Source organism: Gloeomargarita sp. (assembly GCF_053491055.1).
Map to the genome: position 1 here is coordinate 1 of NZ_JBRCEP010000057.1, position 15360 is coordinate 15360.

The 15360-nt window shown below is 55.6% G+C and carries 16 protein-coding genes and 1 pseudogene; 9 read left to right on the forward strand and 8 right to left on the reverse strand.

Annotation, left to right across the window (positions count from 1 at the left end; all coding sequences use genetic code 11):
- A partial coding sequence (locus ACWISF_RS06310) for a transposase (RefSeq protein ID WP_448380737.1) occupies positions 1-375 on the forward strand: 375 nt, incomplete at its 5' end.
- A 54-nt stretch (positions 376-429) separates the two neighbouring features.
- Here ACWISF_RS06310 and dprA read toward each other — a convergent pair.
- On the reverse strand, positions 430-1512 hold the full coding sequence (dprA, locus tag ACWISF_RS06315; protein ID WP_448380751.1) for a DNA-processing protein DprA: 1083 nt from the start codon (positions 1510-1512) through the stop codon (positions 430-432).
- Entirely contained in the window at positions 1512-2051 is a 540-nt protein-coding gene (locus tag ACWISF_RS06320) for a peroxiredoxin (protein WP_448380738.1), read from the reverse strand. The genes dprA and ACWISF_RS06320 overlap by 1 nt, the downstream gene beginning before the upstream one ends.
- Positions 2052-2099: 48 nt before the next feature.
- On the opposite strand from ACWISF_RS06320, the gene ACWISF_RS06325 reads away from it, so the two are divergent.
- The 5 genes from ACWISF_RS06325 to ACWISF_RS06345 all read left to right on the forward strand — a co-directional run bounded on the left by ACWISF_RS06325 (position 2100) and on the right by ACWISF_RS06345 (position 6957).
- On the forward strand, positions 2100-3647 hold the full coding sequence (locus ACWISF_RS06325) for an NAD(P)H-hydrate dehydratase (RefSeq protein ID WP_448380739.1): 1548 nt from the start codon (positions 2100-2102) through the stop codon (positions 3645-3647).
- 95 nt (positions 3648-3742) lie between these two features.
- Positions 3743-4768, forward strand: coding sequence for a class 1 fructose-bisphosphatase (fbp, locus tag ACWISF_RS06330; protein WP_448380740.1), 1026 nt, complete (start codon positions 3743-3745; stop codon positions 4766-4768).
- Positions 4765-5133, forward strand: coding sequence for an ArsR/SmtB family transcription factor (locus ACWISF_RS06335; protein ID WP_448380741.1), 369 nt, complete (start codon positions 4765-4767; stop codon positions 5131-5133). Before fbp ends, ACWISF_RS06335 begins: the two co-directional genes overlap by 4 nt.
- Before the next feature lie 427 nt (positions 5134-5560).
- Entirely contained in the window at positions 5561-6493 is a 933-nt protein-coding gene (locus ACWISF_RS06340) for a glycosyltransferase family 2 protein (protein WP_448380742.1), read from the forward strand.
- A complete protein-coding gene (locus tag ACWISF_RS06345) occupies positions 6490-6957 on the forward strand; it encodes an NADAR family protein (protein ID WP_448380743.1) in 468 nt (155 codons plus the stop codon). Before ACWISF_RS06340 ends, ACWISF_RS06345 begins: the two co-directional genes overlap by 4 nt.
- Here the strand turns inward: ACWISF_RS06345 and ACWISF_RS06350 are convergent.
- Together ACWISF_RS06350 and ACWISF_RS06355 are read right to left on the reverse strand one after the other, a co-directional pair.
- Positions 6902-7561, reverse strand: coding sequence for an ATP-dependent Zn protease (locus ACWISF_RS06350; RefSeq protein WP_448380744.1), 660 nt, complete (start codon positions 7559-7561; stop codon positions 6902-6904). The two genes, ACWISF_RS06345 and ACWISF_RS06350, sit on opposite strands and share 56 nt — an antisense overlap.
- Positions 7561-7824, reverse strand: a complete 264-nt coding sequence (locus ACWISF_RS06355) for a YkvA family protein (protein WP_448380745.1) — start codon at positions 7822-7824, stop codon at positions 7561-7563. Before ACWISF_RS06355 ends, ACWISF_RS06350 begins: the two co-directional genes overlap by 1 nt.
- Positions 7825-7918: 94 nt before the next feature.
- Between ACWISF_RS06355 and cobN the strand changes: the two genes are divergently transcribed.
- Complete coding sequence (gene cobN / locus ACWISF_RS06360; protein ID WP_448380746.1) at positions 7919-10114, forward strand: cobaltochelatase subunit CobN; 2196 nt, start codon at positions 7919-7921, stop codon at positions 10112-10114.
- A 104-nt stretch (positions 10115-10218) separates the two neighbouring features.
- On the opposite strand, the gene trpE is transcribed toward cobN, so the two are convergent.
- From trpE to ACWISF_RS06380, 4 genes and pseudogenes are all read right to left on the reverse strand, one after another.
- Positions 10219-11694: an anthranilate synthase component I gene (trpE, locus tag ACWISF_RS06365; RefSeq protein ID WP_448380747.1), complete on the reverse strand. Its 1476-nt coding sequence runs from the start codon at positions 11692-11694 to the stop codon at positions 10219-10221.
- Entirely contained in the window at positions 11691-12938 is a 1248-nt protein-coding gene (locus ACWISF_RS06370; RefSeq protein ID WP_448380748.1) for a PrsW family glutamic-type intramembrane protease, read from the reverse strand. The genes trpE and ACWISF_RS06370 overlap by 4 nt, the downstream gene beginning before the upstream one ends.
- Positions 12939-13444: 506 nt before the next feature.
- Positions 13445-13629: pseudogene (locus ACWISF_RS06375) on the reverse strand (IS5-like element ISSoc13 family transposase); the annotation flags it as partial.
- Positions 13619-13783: a hypothetical protein gene (locus tag ACWISF_RS06380; protein ID WP_448380752.1), complete on the reverse strand. Its 165-nt coding sequence runs from the start codon at positions 13781-13783 to the stop codon at positions 13619-13621. The gene ACWISF_RS06380 and the pseudogene ACWISF_RS06375, both read right to left, overlap by 11 nt.
- A gap of 182 nt (positions 13784-13965) precedes the next feature.
- Here ACWISF_RS06380 and ACWISF_RS06385 point away from each other — a divergent pair, with 182 nt between their 5' ends.
- On the forward strand, positions 13966-14742 hold the full coding sequence (locus tag ACWISF_RS06385) for a ChaB family protein (RefSeq protein ID WP_448380749.1): 777 nt from the start codon (positions 13966-13968) through the stop codon (positions 14740-14742).
- Positions 14739-15360, forward strand: a 622-nt coding sequence (locus ACWISF_RS06390; RefSeq protein WP_448380750.1) for a DUF1614 domain-containing protein, incomplete at its 3' end; no start/stop codon positions are given. The genes ACWISF_RS06385 and ACWISF_RS06390, both read left to right, overlap by 4 nt.

Consider the following 15360-nt stretch of genomic DNA (forward strand, 5'->3'; position numbering starts at 1 on the left):
AGAGAGAGAATCAGCATGATGAGTGGTTATCATTTAGGGCAATTGGTTGCACCATTTACTTGGATTGGTAGTTGTAATTTGCAAGTATTGATTGCCTGGTTAACAGAGATGTTGTTGCCCACCATTGGAGCAGGGAAGAAAATTGTTTTAGATAATGCCAGTTTTCATCGTTGCCAACTCGTTCGGAAGGTTGTGGCAGCCGCTGGGTGCGAATTGATATATCTACCGAAATACTCTCCCGATTTAAACCCGATTGAGCATCAATGGCATAGAATCAAGCAAAGAGTTAGAAAAACCATGACATCTACAACCCAAAACCTTCATGACCTCATCGATTCAGTCATCTGCTCTATATGCCAACCTTTGCCTGCTTAGCTATATCAACACGAAACCAGCCATTTCCGAATGGTGTGCTCTCCCCGCCAACCCTCAACTTCGCTGATAACGCAACCCCGGCAACTGGACAATATGCCCACTCAATTCCAATTCCAACAACGCATTGGCGACCTGTTCCGTAGGTTGTCCACTGGCGGCCACAATCGCATCAAAACTCTGCGGCTCCGGGGTGAGCAACGCCCAAATTCCCTGTAATTCCGGGGGGACGGGTGGGACAGGCGGCATCAGGGCAGGCGTTGCCCCCAACAATTCCAGCAAATGCTCCACCCCCAAAAGCATCTGCGCGCCCTTGTTAATGAGATGCAAGCACCCCATCGAGGCGGGATTGTCCAGCGAACCAGGCAGGACATACACATCCCGGTTGTACTCACAGGCCAAAGCCGCCGTAATCAACGCGCCCGAATCCTTAGGCGCTTCGGTGATCACCACCGCCCGACACAACCCGGCAATAATCCGATTGCGGCGCGGGAAATGGACGCGATTGGGGCCAGTGCCCGCCGGATATTCGCTGAGCAACACCCCCTGGCGGCCAATCTCCTGCTGGAGGCGCCGATGTTGGCTGGGATACACCTGGTCCACCCCCGTTCCCAACACCGCCCAGGTGCGTCCGCCCGCCCGTAAACAGGCCTGGTGCGCCGTCGCATCAATCCCCGCCGCCAAACCCGAAACCACCACCCAGCCCTGGCTGACGATTGCCTGCACCAACTTTTCTGTCCAGCGGCGGCCATAGGCGGAAGGCTGCCGCGTCCCCACCACCGCAATCATACCCGTCTGCCCCGTGCATTCGGCTACCTGGGGCTGTCCGGCGTAATACAAAACCGGCGGCGGGTCGGGCAATTCCCGCAACAGACGGGGATAATCCGCATCGGCAGGCGTCCAAAAATGGGGATTTTTGGCCCGACATTGTTCATACACCTGCCACGGGTCCACCTGCGGGCGGGTTGTGAGAATGCGTTGCACCAACTGCCCCCCCAGCCCTGGCACCGCCTGCAATTCTTCCCCAGAAGCAGCCCAAGCGCACGCCAAGCTGCCAAAGTGGTGGGCCAACCGTTGCAACAAAACCGCCCCAATCCCAGGTATCTGCGCCCAGGCCAACCAATAGGCGGCTTCCGGCATCACCCTAGTTGTTGCAATTCGTCCAGTTTCGCCAACACCTCCCGGCTGTGGGTACTGGGATTCACCTGGACAAACCGGGCGCGGATGATCCCCTGCGGGTCAATGATGAACGTATGGCGCAGCGAAATAAACCCCAACCAGGAACCGTAGGCGCGGCTAACCGAGCCATCCCGGTCTGCCAGCAAGGGAAACTCTAGCCCCTCGCGATCGCAAAACCGGGCATGGGAGTCCACCGAATCGGCACTCACCCCCAAAATCTGCACCCCCCGCGCCTGATACTCGGGCAAATCCTGCTGAAACCGGCGGGCTTCCAGGGTACAACCCGCCGTAAAATCCTTGGGGTAAAAATACAACACCACCCACTTCCCCCGGTAATCCGCCAGAGAAATGAGCTGGTGGTTCCGACTGGGCAGGGTAAAGTCCGGTGCGGGTTGCCCCACCGCCGGTAACGTCCCCCCCAATGCCCAGGCCGGTGCGTCCCAGGCAAGATAACCCCCCAGCGAAAGCGCCAATCCTGCCAACAAACCCCGCCGCCGCATCGGTGTTACCTTAAAAACAAACGGTTTTATTGTAGCGGATTCCCCCCGATGGGTTCAGCAAGTCTGGCTTGGGACCCGGAAACGGTACTGGTCACGGCAGAGCAGATGCGGGCCATCGAGCAGGAATTGTTTGCCCAGGGCTTGCCAGTGGCAGCGCTCATGGAAAAGGTGGCCGGTCGCCTAAGCCGGCGCCTACAACAACTCATTCCCCAGGGGCAAACCGTGGGTTGCCTGGTCGGGCCAGGACATAACGGCGCCGATACCCTGGTGGTGGCGCGGGAACTGTGGCAGCGGGGCTATGCCGTCCGCCTGTTTTGCCCCTTTGCCCAGATGAAGGAGTTGACCCTTGCCCACCAAACCTACGCCCGTTACTTGGGCATCCCCATCACCGCGGAGCTGCAGGCCCTAGCCCCCTGCGATGTACTCATTGATGGCCTGTTTGGCTTTGGTTTCGCGCGGGAACTGGCCCCGGAGGTGCAGGCGTGGATCAACACGGTGAATGGCTGGCGCCAACCGGTCATCAGCATTGACCTGCCTTCGGGGCTGCACACGGATACGGGCCAACCCCAGCCTGTTGCCCTGCACGCCCAGCGCACCTTCTGTCTGGGGCTGTGGAAATTGGGACTGTTGGAGGACGCGGCGCAACCCTACGTGGGCGTGGTGGAGCGCATTGACCTAGACATTCCCCCCCAGGCGATGGCCACGGTGCTGGGCACAGCGCCGCCGGTGACCCGTCTGACCCCCAGCCGAATGCTCCAGGCGTTGCCCCTGCCCCGCTCACCCGTGGCGCACAAGTACCAGTGCGGCCACTTGCTGTTGGTATGTGGTTCCAGAGCCTATCCGGGTGCGGCGGTCCTGGCCGCTTTGGGCGCCAGAGCCAGCGGCGTCGGTATGCTCAGCGTGGCGGTTCCTGCCTCTTTGCAAACCCTCTTGGCGACCCATGTCCCGGAGGCGGTGGTCATCCCCTGCCCGGAAACCCCCGCCGGCGCCATTGCCGCATTGCCCGTGGCCCTCACCCCCTACGATGTCATGGCCATTGGTCCAGGGTTGACGCGGGAGGCCGGCGCCGTGGTCGCTCAGGTCTGGGCGGCCCCCCAACCCTTGGTGTGTGATGCGGATGCCCTGAATCTCCTGGCGCCTTGGTCTGGCCAACGGACGGGGTTGACCGTGCTGACCCCCCACAGCGGGGAATTTCAGCGTTTATTTCCCCAGTACGACCTGAGCCAGCGCGTCCAGGCGGCCCGGCAGGCAGCCCACCAGGCCCAGGCGGTGGTGGTGCTCAAAGGCGCCCGCACCGTCATTGCCACCCCGGAGGGAGCCATTGCCATTAACCCGGTCAGCACCCCAGGCCTAGCGCGCGGCGGCAGCGGCGATGTGTTAACCGGGTTAATGGGCGGGTTGCTGGCGCAAGGGGTCAAACAAGGCCGGGATGCCCTTCCTCTCATCCAGGCAGCGGTCTGGTGGCACGCCCAAACCGGCGTCTGGTTGGCCCAACAGCACGGGGAATTGGGCGTCCATCCCCACCACCTGGCCCAACATCTCAACCCGGTGCTCGGACAACTTTGGGCGGCTCAGGGCAAGGCCATGCTACCATGAACTATGAGCAACCCTCCCTGGCGTGTTGGCGAGGTGGCCGTTTCCCAGTCGCTTAGAATTAGGAATTAGAAGATAACCCATTGGGGAACTTTCCTATGGTCACCCAGGCACCGGCTGCGGAATTGCGACGCGATTGCGTTACCCTCTCCCGGCACGTTTTGGAGCAATATCAAAGTTTTGGCGGGCAGGCGCAGGATTTAAGCGCTTTGATGGGTCGGATTGGGCTGGCAGGCAAACTGATTGCGCGGCGGTTGAGTCGGGCGGGTTTGATGGAAAATGTCCTGGGTTTTGTCGGCGATACCAATGTGCAGGGAGAAGCCGTCAAAAAAATGGACGTCTTTGCCAATCAGGTTTTTATTTCCGTGTTTGAAAAAAGTGGTCTGGTCTGTCGGCTGGCCTCGGAAGAAATGGAACGCCCCTATTACATCCCAGAAAACTGTCCGATTGGGCGTTACACCTTGCTGTATGACCCGATTGATGGGTCGAGCAACATTGATGTGAATTTGAATGTGGGTTCGATTTTTTCCGTGCGCATCCAACAAGGCGAAGATCGGGAGCAAACCGGAGCAGATTTACTGCAAAATGGGCGGCAACAAATCCTTGCGGGTTACATCTTGTATGGCCCGGCAACGGTACTGGTTTATTCCCTCGGTAAAGGGGTACATTTGTTTACCCTTGACCCCAGTTTGGGGGAATTTATCCTCGTCCAAGAAAATGTCCAGATGCCTGCCCACGGGCCGGTTTACAGCTTGAATGAAGGCAATTTTTGGCAATGGGAAGAACCGATTCGCGACTATGTGCGTTATGTGCATCGCCACGAGGGTTACACGGCTCGCTACAGCGGCGCCTTGGTGGGTGATTTTCACCGGATTTTGTTAGAAGGTGGGGTGTTTCTCTATCCCGGCACGCAGAAAAAACCGGAGGGGAAATTGCGGTTATTGTACGAAGCCGCGCCTTTGGCGTTTATTGCGGAGCAGGCGGGTGGACGGGCTTCGACCGGCACGCAACCGATTTTGGACCTCGTGCCCACCTCCTTACACCAGCGCATTCCCCTGGTTGTGGGTAGCCGGGAAGATGTGGCCCTGGTCGAGTCGTTTCTGCAAAATCGCCAGGGAGCATGACGCCAGCGGTGACTTCGCTCCCGGAAGTTTGTAGCACGTCTGCGCATGCCCCCCCGTCCGATGTGGCGATTTTGGACATGGCCACAGCGGAACGGATGGCACAATGGCTGGGTTTTTTGGCCGACCCCAATCGCCTGCGGATTTTATCCATCCTGGCGGTCAAACCCCATTGCGTGGGGGATTTGGTGCATCTGCTCCAGATGAGCCAATCGGCGGTTTCCCATCAGTTGCGGGCGCTCCGGGTCATGGGGCTGGTACGGGGACACCGCCAGGGGCGACACGTCATTTACCAATTGCACGATGACCATGTGCTGACCATTTACGCAACGGTTTTGGCCCACCTGCGGGAGTTGGATGGCCGCTAAGGCGTCATCGCTGAGAAATTGGCTGGTGGTGTGAGCTAAGTAACAGTTGCTTATTTCTATCTGCAATGAAGCACTCAATCGGCGTTGCTGCATCTGGGGATGATTTGCAAAAAGCAACATCGGGAAAAACCCACCGGCGGTGAAAGTTGAATTGAGAACGAGCGTAGTTTCATACTTTCAGTCGGCAACGTCACTCAATCAGCAGCTGCCCAACCTGGGTCACTTCCAGAAAGCTCTGTGCCATGCGCACGTGAACCATAATAAACATCCCATTTGGTAGCTTCTGGCTCCCCTCTGGTGACTGTCAGTTGGGCGTGGTCTAAATAAACACGACTTCTCCCCTTCCCTCTCATAGCTCCTTTATGCAGCAAACGTCAGTCACATCTCTTGCCCCCTTCCTGATAAGCTACAAGGTGGAGGTGATCGGGTGTTTTTCAGCGTTATTATTCCCACCTACAACCGCCAACCCATTTTGGCAAAGGCGCTCCATGCCCTGGAACGACAGGACTGGTCGCAGCCGTATGAGGTGATCGTCGTCGATGATGGCTCGACCGACGATACCTTAGCCTGGTTGGCGGCGCATCGCTCCCAGCTTCCCCATGTGCGTTGGCTGGCCCAGTCCCACCAAGGCCCTGCGGCGGCGCGCAATTTGGGAATTGCCCAGGCGCAAGGAGATACGATTGTATTTATTGACAGCGATGTGGTAGTAACACCAGTCTTTCTGCGCGCCCATGCCCAAAAACTCCAAGCATACTATGAACGCTGGGGACACCAAAAATGTTTTACCTACGGGCGGGTGGTCAATACAGCCAACTTTGAGAACCCCACCAGTGAACCGTTCAAAATTACCGACTGGTCGCGGGCGTTTTTCGCCACGGGTAATGTCGCGATTGCTAAATCCTGGCTGGAAATGACAGGAGGCTTTGACCCCGACTTTCAATTTTATGGCTGGGAAGATTTGGAACTGGGGGTGCGATTGAAAAAACTCGGATTGACCCTGATTCCCTGCCCGGAAGCGGTGGGTTATCACTGGCATCCCCCCTTTGAACTCACCCAGATTCCCGGCTTAATTGATAAGGAAATTCAGCGGGGCAAAATGGGCGTTTTATTCTACCGCAAACACCCCACCTGGGAAGTGCGTTTGATGATCCAAATGACCTGGTTCCATCGCCTATTATGGGGCCTTTTATCCCTGGGGGGATTGCTCAACGAACGCACCCTTGCGCCTTTGCTGCAAATGCTGATTGACCGGGGACAATCCCAATGGGCTTGGGAACTGTCTCGGATTTTTTTGAATTGGTACAATGTGCAAGCGGTGTATGCCGCGTACCGGGAATGGCAATTGGCTGACCAACCATGACCATTTATTTCTATCAGGTGGACCAACCCTACGGCTATTTTTCCAACTTTTCTCCCCACCCAATTACCCTAGATGGGCACCGCTGGCCGACAGTGGAACATTACTACCAAGCCCAAAAATTTGTCGGTACGCCCCGGGCAGATTTAGTAGATACCATTCGCCAAGCTCCTAGCCCAGCGTTAGCGGCAAAAATTGGCCGTGACCCTCGCCACCCCAAACGCCCGGATTGGGAACAGGTAAAGCGAGACGTAATGCTTAAAGCAGTACGTTGTAAATTTAATACCTACCCAGAGTTGGCGCAATTGCTCCTCGCAACGGGAACCGAGGAATTGGTGGAAAATTCGCCGATTGATACTTACTGGGGCTGTGGTCCCAACGGCACGGGCTGCAACCATCTGGGCAAGATTCTTATGCAGGTGCGGCAGGAGTTGGCGGCGCAGCGCACATCTCATTCAGCCGCTTAAGACAATCGGCCACCGACTGTTGTTGGCGCATCGCCGTTACCAATGCCAAATAGGCCGACCAATGCTGTTGGAGTAACTGCCGGGCTTCCCGTTGGGCCGCTCGCAGTCGCCATGCCCGTTCTGCCGGGGGAAAAGCCGCCAGGAACACACTGGCCTGGTGCCAATCGGTTGCTCCCCCCTGCGCCTGACCATAGACCAATTCCTCAGCGGCCATCCCTGCCAACCACAACACCGGACAGCGAGGCCACAGTTCCGGTGGAATCGCCCCAAACCGCACCCCCGCTGCGGCAGGAGGATAGCCCCGCCGCCAACTGCTCCAGGCCGACAGGGTGTAATCGCTGATGGGAATTCCCAGCAAGTGTGCGACCAAAAAATGCCCCGCTTCGTGGTACACCACCCGTTCGTCAGGGGTCGGCCACAGGCTCAAAAGGAGGGTCAAGCCCTGGGATTGCCAGACCCAGGCATCTGCCGTTGCCAAGCCCAACAGGAGCAAAACACCCCCAGCCAGGAACCCGGCTGCGGCAGGGAGCAAGGGAGTCAACAAGGCCCCCAGCGTGCATATAAATACGGTTATTGCAATCAGATTCACCTGCCGTTCGGTCATCACTCACTATCCTCTGACACTTCTTGGGCAGTCACATCTACGACGGTTCCTTGGGGTTCCCGGTTAAAAAAAGAGGCCAATTCTCCCGCCAAAATTGCTATCAAAAGACCATCATCAATCCATCCGAAAAGGGGAAACACATCGGGGGCAACATCAATCGGGCTGAGCAAATAAAGTAACGAACCGAGCAACAGCAACCAACGGTAGGGGGAGTAGCGCAACCTATCCCGATACCAACGGTAAAAACCAGAAAGGGGATGCACAGGTATCCAGCGGTAACCACTATTTCCAGTTTAATCCGTCCCGCTTGAGGATGCCTGTTATGCTAAAAAACCAAGGCGCCATCGTAGGAAGGTCATGCACCGCATCCCCACCCAACCCGGCCACTGGAGCGCTACCCCCGGCGACATTCAGCAAACCCCCGCCCCGCTGATTTTTCTCACGGCAGCAGACACGGACATCCAAACCCTGGCCCAGGCGGTAGCTCAACTCCCCCCCGACTTCCCCGCCCTACGGGTCTGCAACTGGCTGAAACTCAATACCCCCTACAGCATTGACACATATATTGAACAGACCTTAAATCAGGCCCAAGTTATTATTTTGCGCTTACTGGGCGGCATGGACTACTGGGCCTATGGCGTGGAACGTCTGCGGGAATTAAACGCCCAAGTGTGGGTCATGCCGGGGGATGATCAAATCGATCTAAGCATTTTTGAGCAGTCCAATGTCCCGATTCCTTCTGTCCAGTATCTGCACCAATACCTGCGTTTTGGCGGTGTGGTGAATTATCGCCATGCCCTGGAATTTGTGGCCAGCTATAGTCTGAATTGGCCGGGGTCGCCACCACCGCCCCAACCTGTGCCTGAGTGGGGTGTTTATGCATGGGGTGGAGAATGTTTGGGAACGGCGCCGGGCGTGGGCATTCTCTTTTACCGTGCCCATGTTTTAGCCGGAAATACAGCCCCGATTGATGCGTTGTGTCGGGCATTGCAGGAAAGAAATTTGCAACCGTTGCCCTACTACATTCACACCCTGACCAATCCTGAAACCCGCTTGGCGGTTGAACGTTACTATCAGGAACACCCTATTCAATTGCTATGTGTAACAACAGGATTTTCCGTAGCCCAATGGCGCTCAGAAATTCCCGAATTAGAGCTATGGGAGCATCTTGATGTACCTGTACTACAAATCATTCTCAGCACCGATGAACAAGAAACTTGGCGCAACGGAATGCGGGGATTATCGCCCAAGGATTTAGCCATGCAGGTTGCTCTTCCCGAAGTAGATGGGCGCATTATCACCCGGGCTATTTCCTTCAAAACACCGACCCAAATGCACCCGGATTTAGAAACCCCAATTTACAGTTATCAACCTGTGCCAGACCGGGTGAATTTTGTTGCCGATTTAGCCCAGGCGTGGGTGCGTTTGCGAACCACCCCACCTTCTGAGCAAAAAATAGCAATTATTCTGGCCAACTACCCCACCGATGACGGACGTATTGCCAATGGGGTAGGTTTGGATACTCCCGCAAGTTGTATTCAGGTATGGCGGGCTTTGTACCAAGCCGGTTATACTGTGCCACCCCCCCTCAAAAACGGCGATGAACTGATGCACCAATTAACCCGTTTACGCACCAATGACCCGGAATCTCACAGTCGTAATTTTGGGGAATTTGTACCCTTGCCCAAGTATCAAAAATGGTTAGCCACCATCCCTCAATCAGAAGCAATTATCCAGCGGTGGGGAACCCCAGAAACCATCGCCGAACAGGGCAAGATTCCGATTTATGGTCAACGCTGGGGCAATCTATTTATTGGCATTCAACCCAGTCGTGGTTATGACCAAGACCCCAGCCTCAATTACCATAGCCCCGACCTGGAACCCACGCACCATTACTTAGCATTTTACTATTGGTTGCGGTATGAATTTCAAGCCCATGCAGTGATTCATTTGGGTAAGCATGGCACTTTGGAATGGCTCCCTGGCAAAAGTGTGGCCTTATCTGAAACTTGCTACCCGGAAATTGCCCTGGGTGCACTGCCCCATTTCTATCCTTTTATTGTGAATAATCCGGGCGAAGGAACCCAAGCCAAACGCCGTGCCCAAGCAGTGATTATTGACCATCTCACACCCCCCTTGACCCGCGCGGAATTGTACGGGCCACTGCTGGAATTGGAAACCCTGGTGGATGAATATTACCAAGCCCAAGACCTTGACCCAGAGCGATTACCCTGGATTAACCGCCGTTTGGAAGAATTATTGAAAAAGCATCATCTGATGGAAGAACTGCCCATTCTCAAGGACAAAAATACTTGTGACATAACCGAGGTAATTGGTAAATTAGACACCTATTTGTGCGAATTAAAAGAAGCCCAAATTCGGGGTGGATTACATATTTTTGGCTCCTGCCCAGAGGGAGAATTACTCCGGGATTTGTTGATTGCCATCAGTCGGTATCCAGGCGCCAACCGTTTGGGACTCACCCAGGCAATTGCCCAGGATTGGGGTTGGGATTTTGACCCTTTAGATATATCACAAAGCGGGGAAACGTAATGGTATTGGCATTGCCAAAAAGTTAAGGCCGAAATGTTTTGCCGGTTCATCGAACAACACAGAAAACCTCCAGGGATTAAAAAATCATCCCCCTTCAATTTCCCTTACCCCAACGCCGCGATTGCCGTCAGCAAGCCCCTGGCTTTGTTCCAGGTTTCCTGATATTCCCGTTGGGGGTCGGAATCGGCCACCACCCCGGCCCCTGCCCGCACCCGCACCTGTCCCTGGCGCACCACCATCGTCCGCAGGGTAATTGCCGTGTTCAACTGCCCCTCGAAATCGTAGTACCCATAACAGCCCGCATAGGGACCCCGATGCCGGTGCTCCAATTCATAAATCAACTGCATCGCCCGAATTTTCGGGGCACCGCTGACGGTTCCTGCCGGAAAACAGGCTTGCAGGGCGTCCCAGGCACTGCACTCTGGAGCTAGCGTGCCAATCACGTTACTGACAAGGTGCATTACATGGGAGTACCGTTCAATCACCATCATCTGGTCCACCTGCACCGTCCCCCACTGGGCCACCCGCCCCAGGTCATTGCGCGCCAAATCCACCAACATCACATGCTCTGCCACCTCCTTGGGGTCACTGAGCAATTCCTGCGCCAACTGTTCATCCTCCGCAGGCGTATGCCCCCGAGGGCGCGTGCCGGCAATCGGTCGTAAGGTCACCAACCGCCCCTCCGTCTTCACCATCACCTCCGGGCTAGAGCCGATCAACTGCCAATCCCCAAACTGGAAAAACGCCATGTACGGGGAAGGATTCACCAGCCGCAGGGAACGGTAGAGCAAAAAGGGGTCACCTGTGTAGGAGGTACGAAGTTCCTGGGACAAGACCACTTGGAAAATGTCCCCCCGATAAATATAGTCTTTCGCCCGGGCTACCGCCGTTTGGAATTCCTCAGCCGTCGTATCGCTGGCAATCTCCAACGACCTAAGCCCCGGTTGCCAGACCATGCGCGTCGTTTCGGGCGCAAGAGGCTGTTGCAACTTGGCCACCAACTGCTGCACCTTATCGCAGGCGTACTCATAGGCAGCCCGCACATCCCCGTTGCGCACCTCCCCGTAGGCCACCGCCCAAATGTGCCGCCGCACCTGGTCAAACACCAGCAGGTGATCCATTTGCAGCCAACAGCCATCCGGCACATCCCCTGCGGTCACCACCGGCACGGTCGGTTCAATCCAGCGGATCAGTTCATAGCCCCAAAACCCAAAAAGCCCCCCCAACCCCGGCGGCAACTCCGGCAAGGACACCGGCTGATAGGGCGCCAAACATTTTTGGATCACCTCAAAAGGCTGCCCTGACCACCGCCGCTCCTGCCCATCCCGGAACACCTGCCGACAGTCCTCCCCCCAGGCCGTCAACACCCACAGTGGGTCACACCCCAGCAGACTGTAGCGGCCAATCCGTTCCCCTCCCTCTACTGACTCCAGCAAAAAACTATAGGGCTGCCCCCGACACACCCGATACCAAGCCGACACCGGTGTATCCAAATCTGCAGGCCATTGTTGGTACACTGGGATAAAATTGCCCTGCTCACTCAGGCGCTGAAACTGGTCCCAATCCATGACACGGTTCATGGGCGGGTTTTGCCAAGCAGGCTGGTGGCGAAATTCTCATGGCGATGCGGGGAAAGCTGCCGCGCCTTCAAAATTGCCGTTGCCAGCATCACATAGGCCAAAATCCCCACCACCGCCGCCGCCCAGGTGCCAATGGTATCCGAAGCATTCCACAGGGCATGAATCACCGCCGCCCCCCCATAGGCCGAGGGAATCACCAGCCATGTGTACTTCGGTTTCAACGCCGCCAAGCCAATCCCATAACCGAAATAACCACTATAGGCCATGTGGCCCACCACCGAACCCAAAATCCGGGGGATCAACAACTGCAACCCCACCAACTCCCCCGCCTCGGTTCCCGCCTCTTGGGCCACCTGCGCCACAATCCCCGGCACATATTCGCCCATGGTCTCCAGCCAGGTAAACCCCAGCGCCGAAGCCGCCCCGTAGATAATCCCATCCAACGGCTCGACCACCCCAATCTGGGAGCGCGCCCGCCGGGGCAACATCCGCCCCAACCCCCAAAACAGGAAAATCGGCAAGGCTTTGAGCAATTCCTCCAACAACCCCGCCCCAAAGAAATGGGCGATAAACTGCACGAGAAAACTGCGGCTCTGGGTACTCACATCCCCCGGTAAAACCACCCGGAAGATGAAGGCCAATACCGACCAAACCGGGCTGAGCAAAAGAATGACCGTCAGTAACCCTACCAAACCCATCGCCCACCAGGGCTTCGCTTTACCACAGAGTTGATAAATAAAATAAAACCCACCAATACCCAACAAAAACGCCAAACACGCATTAAAAAGCGGGGGATTGCCAATCGTAGAAAACAAAACAATCACGCCAACCACCGTCACTGCCATCGGTAGCAAATGCGCTTTGTCCGCCAGCGCTTGCCCACTCCCCACCATCGGCAACAACTGACTCAAACTCAAATCCGTCACCTCGTCTGCCACCCCCACACTCACTACCCTAACTTCCGTCCGCCCCAGACGCACCACACTCCCTGGCCGCAAAGGCACAGGCGTTGCTCCCATGCGTTTTCCGTCCACCCAGGGCGGATTAGTTTCGCGCAGACAACGTAAGTACACTCCTTGCCCATCACTGGCAATTTCCGCCTGCAATCCCGAAACCGTCGGGTCCGTAAAAACCACATCACACAGGCTGGGGTCACGCCCCAAACGAATCACTTGGGACGGGTCACGTATCTGGAGCTGCCGCCGGTGGGTGCGCTGATTTTCCTGCCATTCCAGAACAATCATCGGTAACCGTCGGGGAAGCGCCTGTTCTTCAATTATGAACCGTTCTAGCGTAAAAATTGCACGACAAATCGAGCGGTCGCGACTTTGCGGACTTGTTGCAGCGGGGAGCACCTTTGGCGATAGCACTGGCTCTGGATGGCCAATTTCGTCCCCACAGCTAACGATGCAGGCATACAGTCTGCGGAGTTGCTAGGGGGTACAAACTCTGGGTCGTGTTGCTCTTTGATTTAAGCCAGAAGAGGGCCAACGTAACGTAGAGAAAGCCTAAGAAGTTTCTGGTTAATTCATCGCAATAAGGAAATAGACGTTGACACGGCTTTAACCGGTGAAAAAAGCATTCAATTCAATGCCTTTGTTAGGATAAATAGTTTATCATATCGCCCCTGTATTTTTCTGTTCCTTTTAGATGAGATGACTGCTTTATTTTCTTTTTTCTTAAGTAACTTATGGGCATCATATCCTCTATCTTATCTTCCTTGGAGTAATATCATTGCATTCCTTTTTCCCCCCATTAATTAATGCTCAATTCGCGTGGATTCTCCCATCTATCTACCCTTGTATGAATCTTGGTACTGTATCCCCCGGCTTCGCCTCAAGGCTTGTTCCCCTTTTTTCTGGCAGTACAGGCGTGCGCTCGCACCATCGTCTTATCCAGAATGAGATGCTCTCAATCCAGGTCTTCAATTAAATACTGATTTTTCTGATTTTTTGTGATAATGCTTGAACATGGGGTTTCCACCAGAAATGCCGTTCGGAAAACCGCCGCAATTAACCCTTTGCATCCTGCTTATTTCCCCATCTTCACTCTGGCTTCTGTCTGCAAAAAAGCCAGTCTCTTCTGCCATATATATTCATCTAAATCCATCACACTTTTTGTTCCCATCAAGAATTCCCTCATCCAGAGAGATGGGCAGAGCCGGTGTGTGCCGGGACATGAAACCCCCAGGGAGGACCTCCCATCTCCACAGCCTGAAGCTTGAGGACAGTTTTTGGTACGATTGTAGTGTTACTTGCTTAGGGTTTGCGTATGAGTTCCGCCTATGCCGAGCCGCCGGAAAAATGTGTGAGCGCTACGTTCAAAAGTCAAGAGAAATTACAGGAGGCGGTGCAAAGGCTACTCAATCGCGGGGTGCCCAAAGAACGGCTGTCTATTATTGGCCGCAATTTTCAGACGGAGGCGCGTATCACGGGGTTTCTTACCCGTAAGGACGTGATTTTGGACGGTTTGGCCAGCGGGGCGTTGTATGGTTCCCTGTTTGGTTCGGTTTTGAGTTTGTTGAGTGGGGTGGGTGTTTTGTTTATTCCCTTGATTGGGACGGTGGTGGCGGCAGGGCCTTTGGCGGCGGCGTTGTTGGGGGCTACCAGTGGGGCGTTGTACGGCGCGCTGGGGGCGGGTTTGGGTTCGGTGTTGATTTCGCTGGGGATGCCCCAGCAGCAGGCGGCTATTTATCAAACGCGGGTGCAGGCAGGGGAATTTTTGTTGGTGGTGGAAGTGCCGGCGGCGAAGGCGGGGGAGATTTTTTTGCTGTTGCAGGGGGTAGGTGGGGAAGAGGTGGCGATTACGGAGATGCAAATTCCCCAGCAGGGGGAAGGGCAGTTGCAGACTAAAGAGCAAATTTCGCCGGAATTGCGGGCGGATTTGTCCGAAGAGGCGCAAGAAACGTTTGTGGAGAGCTACAATCAGGCGCTGCGGGAGTCGGGGGAACCACAGAATGCTTTGTTGCGGGCGTGGGAGCGGGTAAAGCAGCTTTTTGACCGCGATGAGCGTGGGATTTTTTCGCGACGGAAATCTAAGGGGTCATGATTTACTTACCGGTCACGTTGTTGTTGTTTTTTCTGTTTTTGCTCACCTTCCCGTTTGTCTGGTTGGTGATTACTCTGGATGCGGTGCAGGTGGCGGTGGCAAAGTTGGGTTTTTCGCCCCAGGCGTCGCTGCTGTTGTTCCTGCTGGTTGTGGTAGGGAGTACGGTCAACATTCCCCTGTATGAGCGGGTTTCGCGGGTGACCTATCTGCCGGAGTGGGTGGATTTGTGGACGATGCGGTTTTTCTGGGGGATTCCTATCCAAAAAATTCAGCAAAAGACGGTTGTGGCGCTGAATCTGGGCGGGGGGGTGATTCCTACGCTGTTGGCCTTGTATCAATTTGGCCGGGCCAATCCCTGGTATATCCTGGCGGTGACGGGGATTGTGACGGGGGTGAGTTATTATTCGGCGCAGGTGGTGCCGGGGATTGGGATTCAGATGAATGCGTTGGTGGCGCCGTTGACGGCGGCCATGAGTGCGATGTTACTCACGGGGGGCACGGCGGCAGCGCCGGTGGCGTTTGCCGGGGGGGTGTTGGGGACGCTGATCGGGGCGGATTTGCTCCATTTGCCGCAGATTGAACGGATGACGCCGGGGGTTTTGAGTATTGGGGGGGCGG

What these genes read in the sequence shown, in the direction of transcription:
- ACWISF_RS06370 (WP_448380748.1), bottom strand. Translation starts at nt 12,938, where the DNA reads ATGATTGTTCTGGAATGGCAGGAAAATCAGCGCACCCACCGGCGGCAG.
- ACWISF_RS06380 (WP_448380752.1), bottom strand. Translation starts at nt 13,783, where the DNA reads ATGGCAGAAGAGACTGGCTTTTTTGCAGACAGAAGCCAGAGTGAAGAT.
- ACWISF_RS06325 (WP_448380739.1), top strand. Translation starts at nt 2,100, where the DNA reads ATGGGTTCAGCAAGTCTGGCTTGGGACCCGGAAACGGTACTGGTCACG.
- ACWISF_RS06345 (WP_448380743.1), top strand. Translation starts at nt 6,490, where the DNA reads ATGACCATTTATTTCTATCAGGTGGACCAACCCTACGGCTATTTTTCC.
- ACWISF_RS06320 (WP_448380738.1), bottom strand. Translation starts at nt 2,051, where the DNA reads ATGCGGCGGCGGGGTTTGTTGGCAGGATTGGCGCTTTCGCTGGGGGGT.
- cobN (WP_448380746.1), top strand. Translation starts at nt 7,919, where the DNA reads ATGCACCGCATCCCCACCCAACCCGGCCACTGGAGCGCTACCCCCGGC.
- ACWISF_RS06385 (WP_448380749.1), top strand. Translation starts at nt 13,966, where the DNA reads ATGAGTTCCGCCTATGCCGAGCCGCCGGAAAAATGTGTGAGCGCTACG.
- trpE (WP_448380747.1), bottom strand. Translation starts at nt 11,694, where the DNA reads ATGAACCGTGTCATGGATTGGGACCAGTTTCAGCGCCTGAGTGAGCAG.
- dprA (WP_448380751.1), bottom strand. Translation starts at nt 1,512, where the DNA reads ATGCCGGAAGCCGCCTATTGGTTGGCCTGGGCGCAGATACCTGGGATT.
- ACWISF_RS06335 (WP_448380741.1), top strand. Translation starts at nt 4,765, where the DNA reads ATGACGCCAGCGGTGACTTCGCTCCCGGAAGTTTGTAGCACGTCTGCG.
- fbp (WP_448380740.1), top strand. Translation starts at nt 3,743, where the DNA reads ATGGTCACCCAGGCACCGGCTGCGGAATTGCGACGCGATTGCGTTACC.
- ACWISF_RS06350 (WP_448380744.1), bottom strand. Translation starts at nt 7,561, where the DNA reads ATGACCGAACGGCAGGTGAATCTGATTGCAATAACCGTATTTATATGC.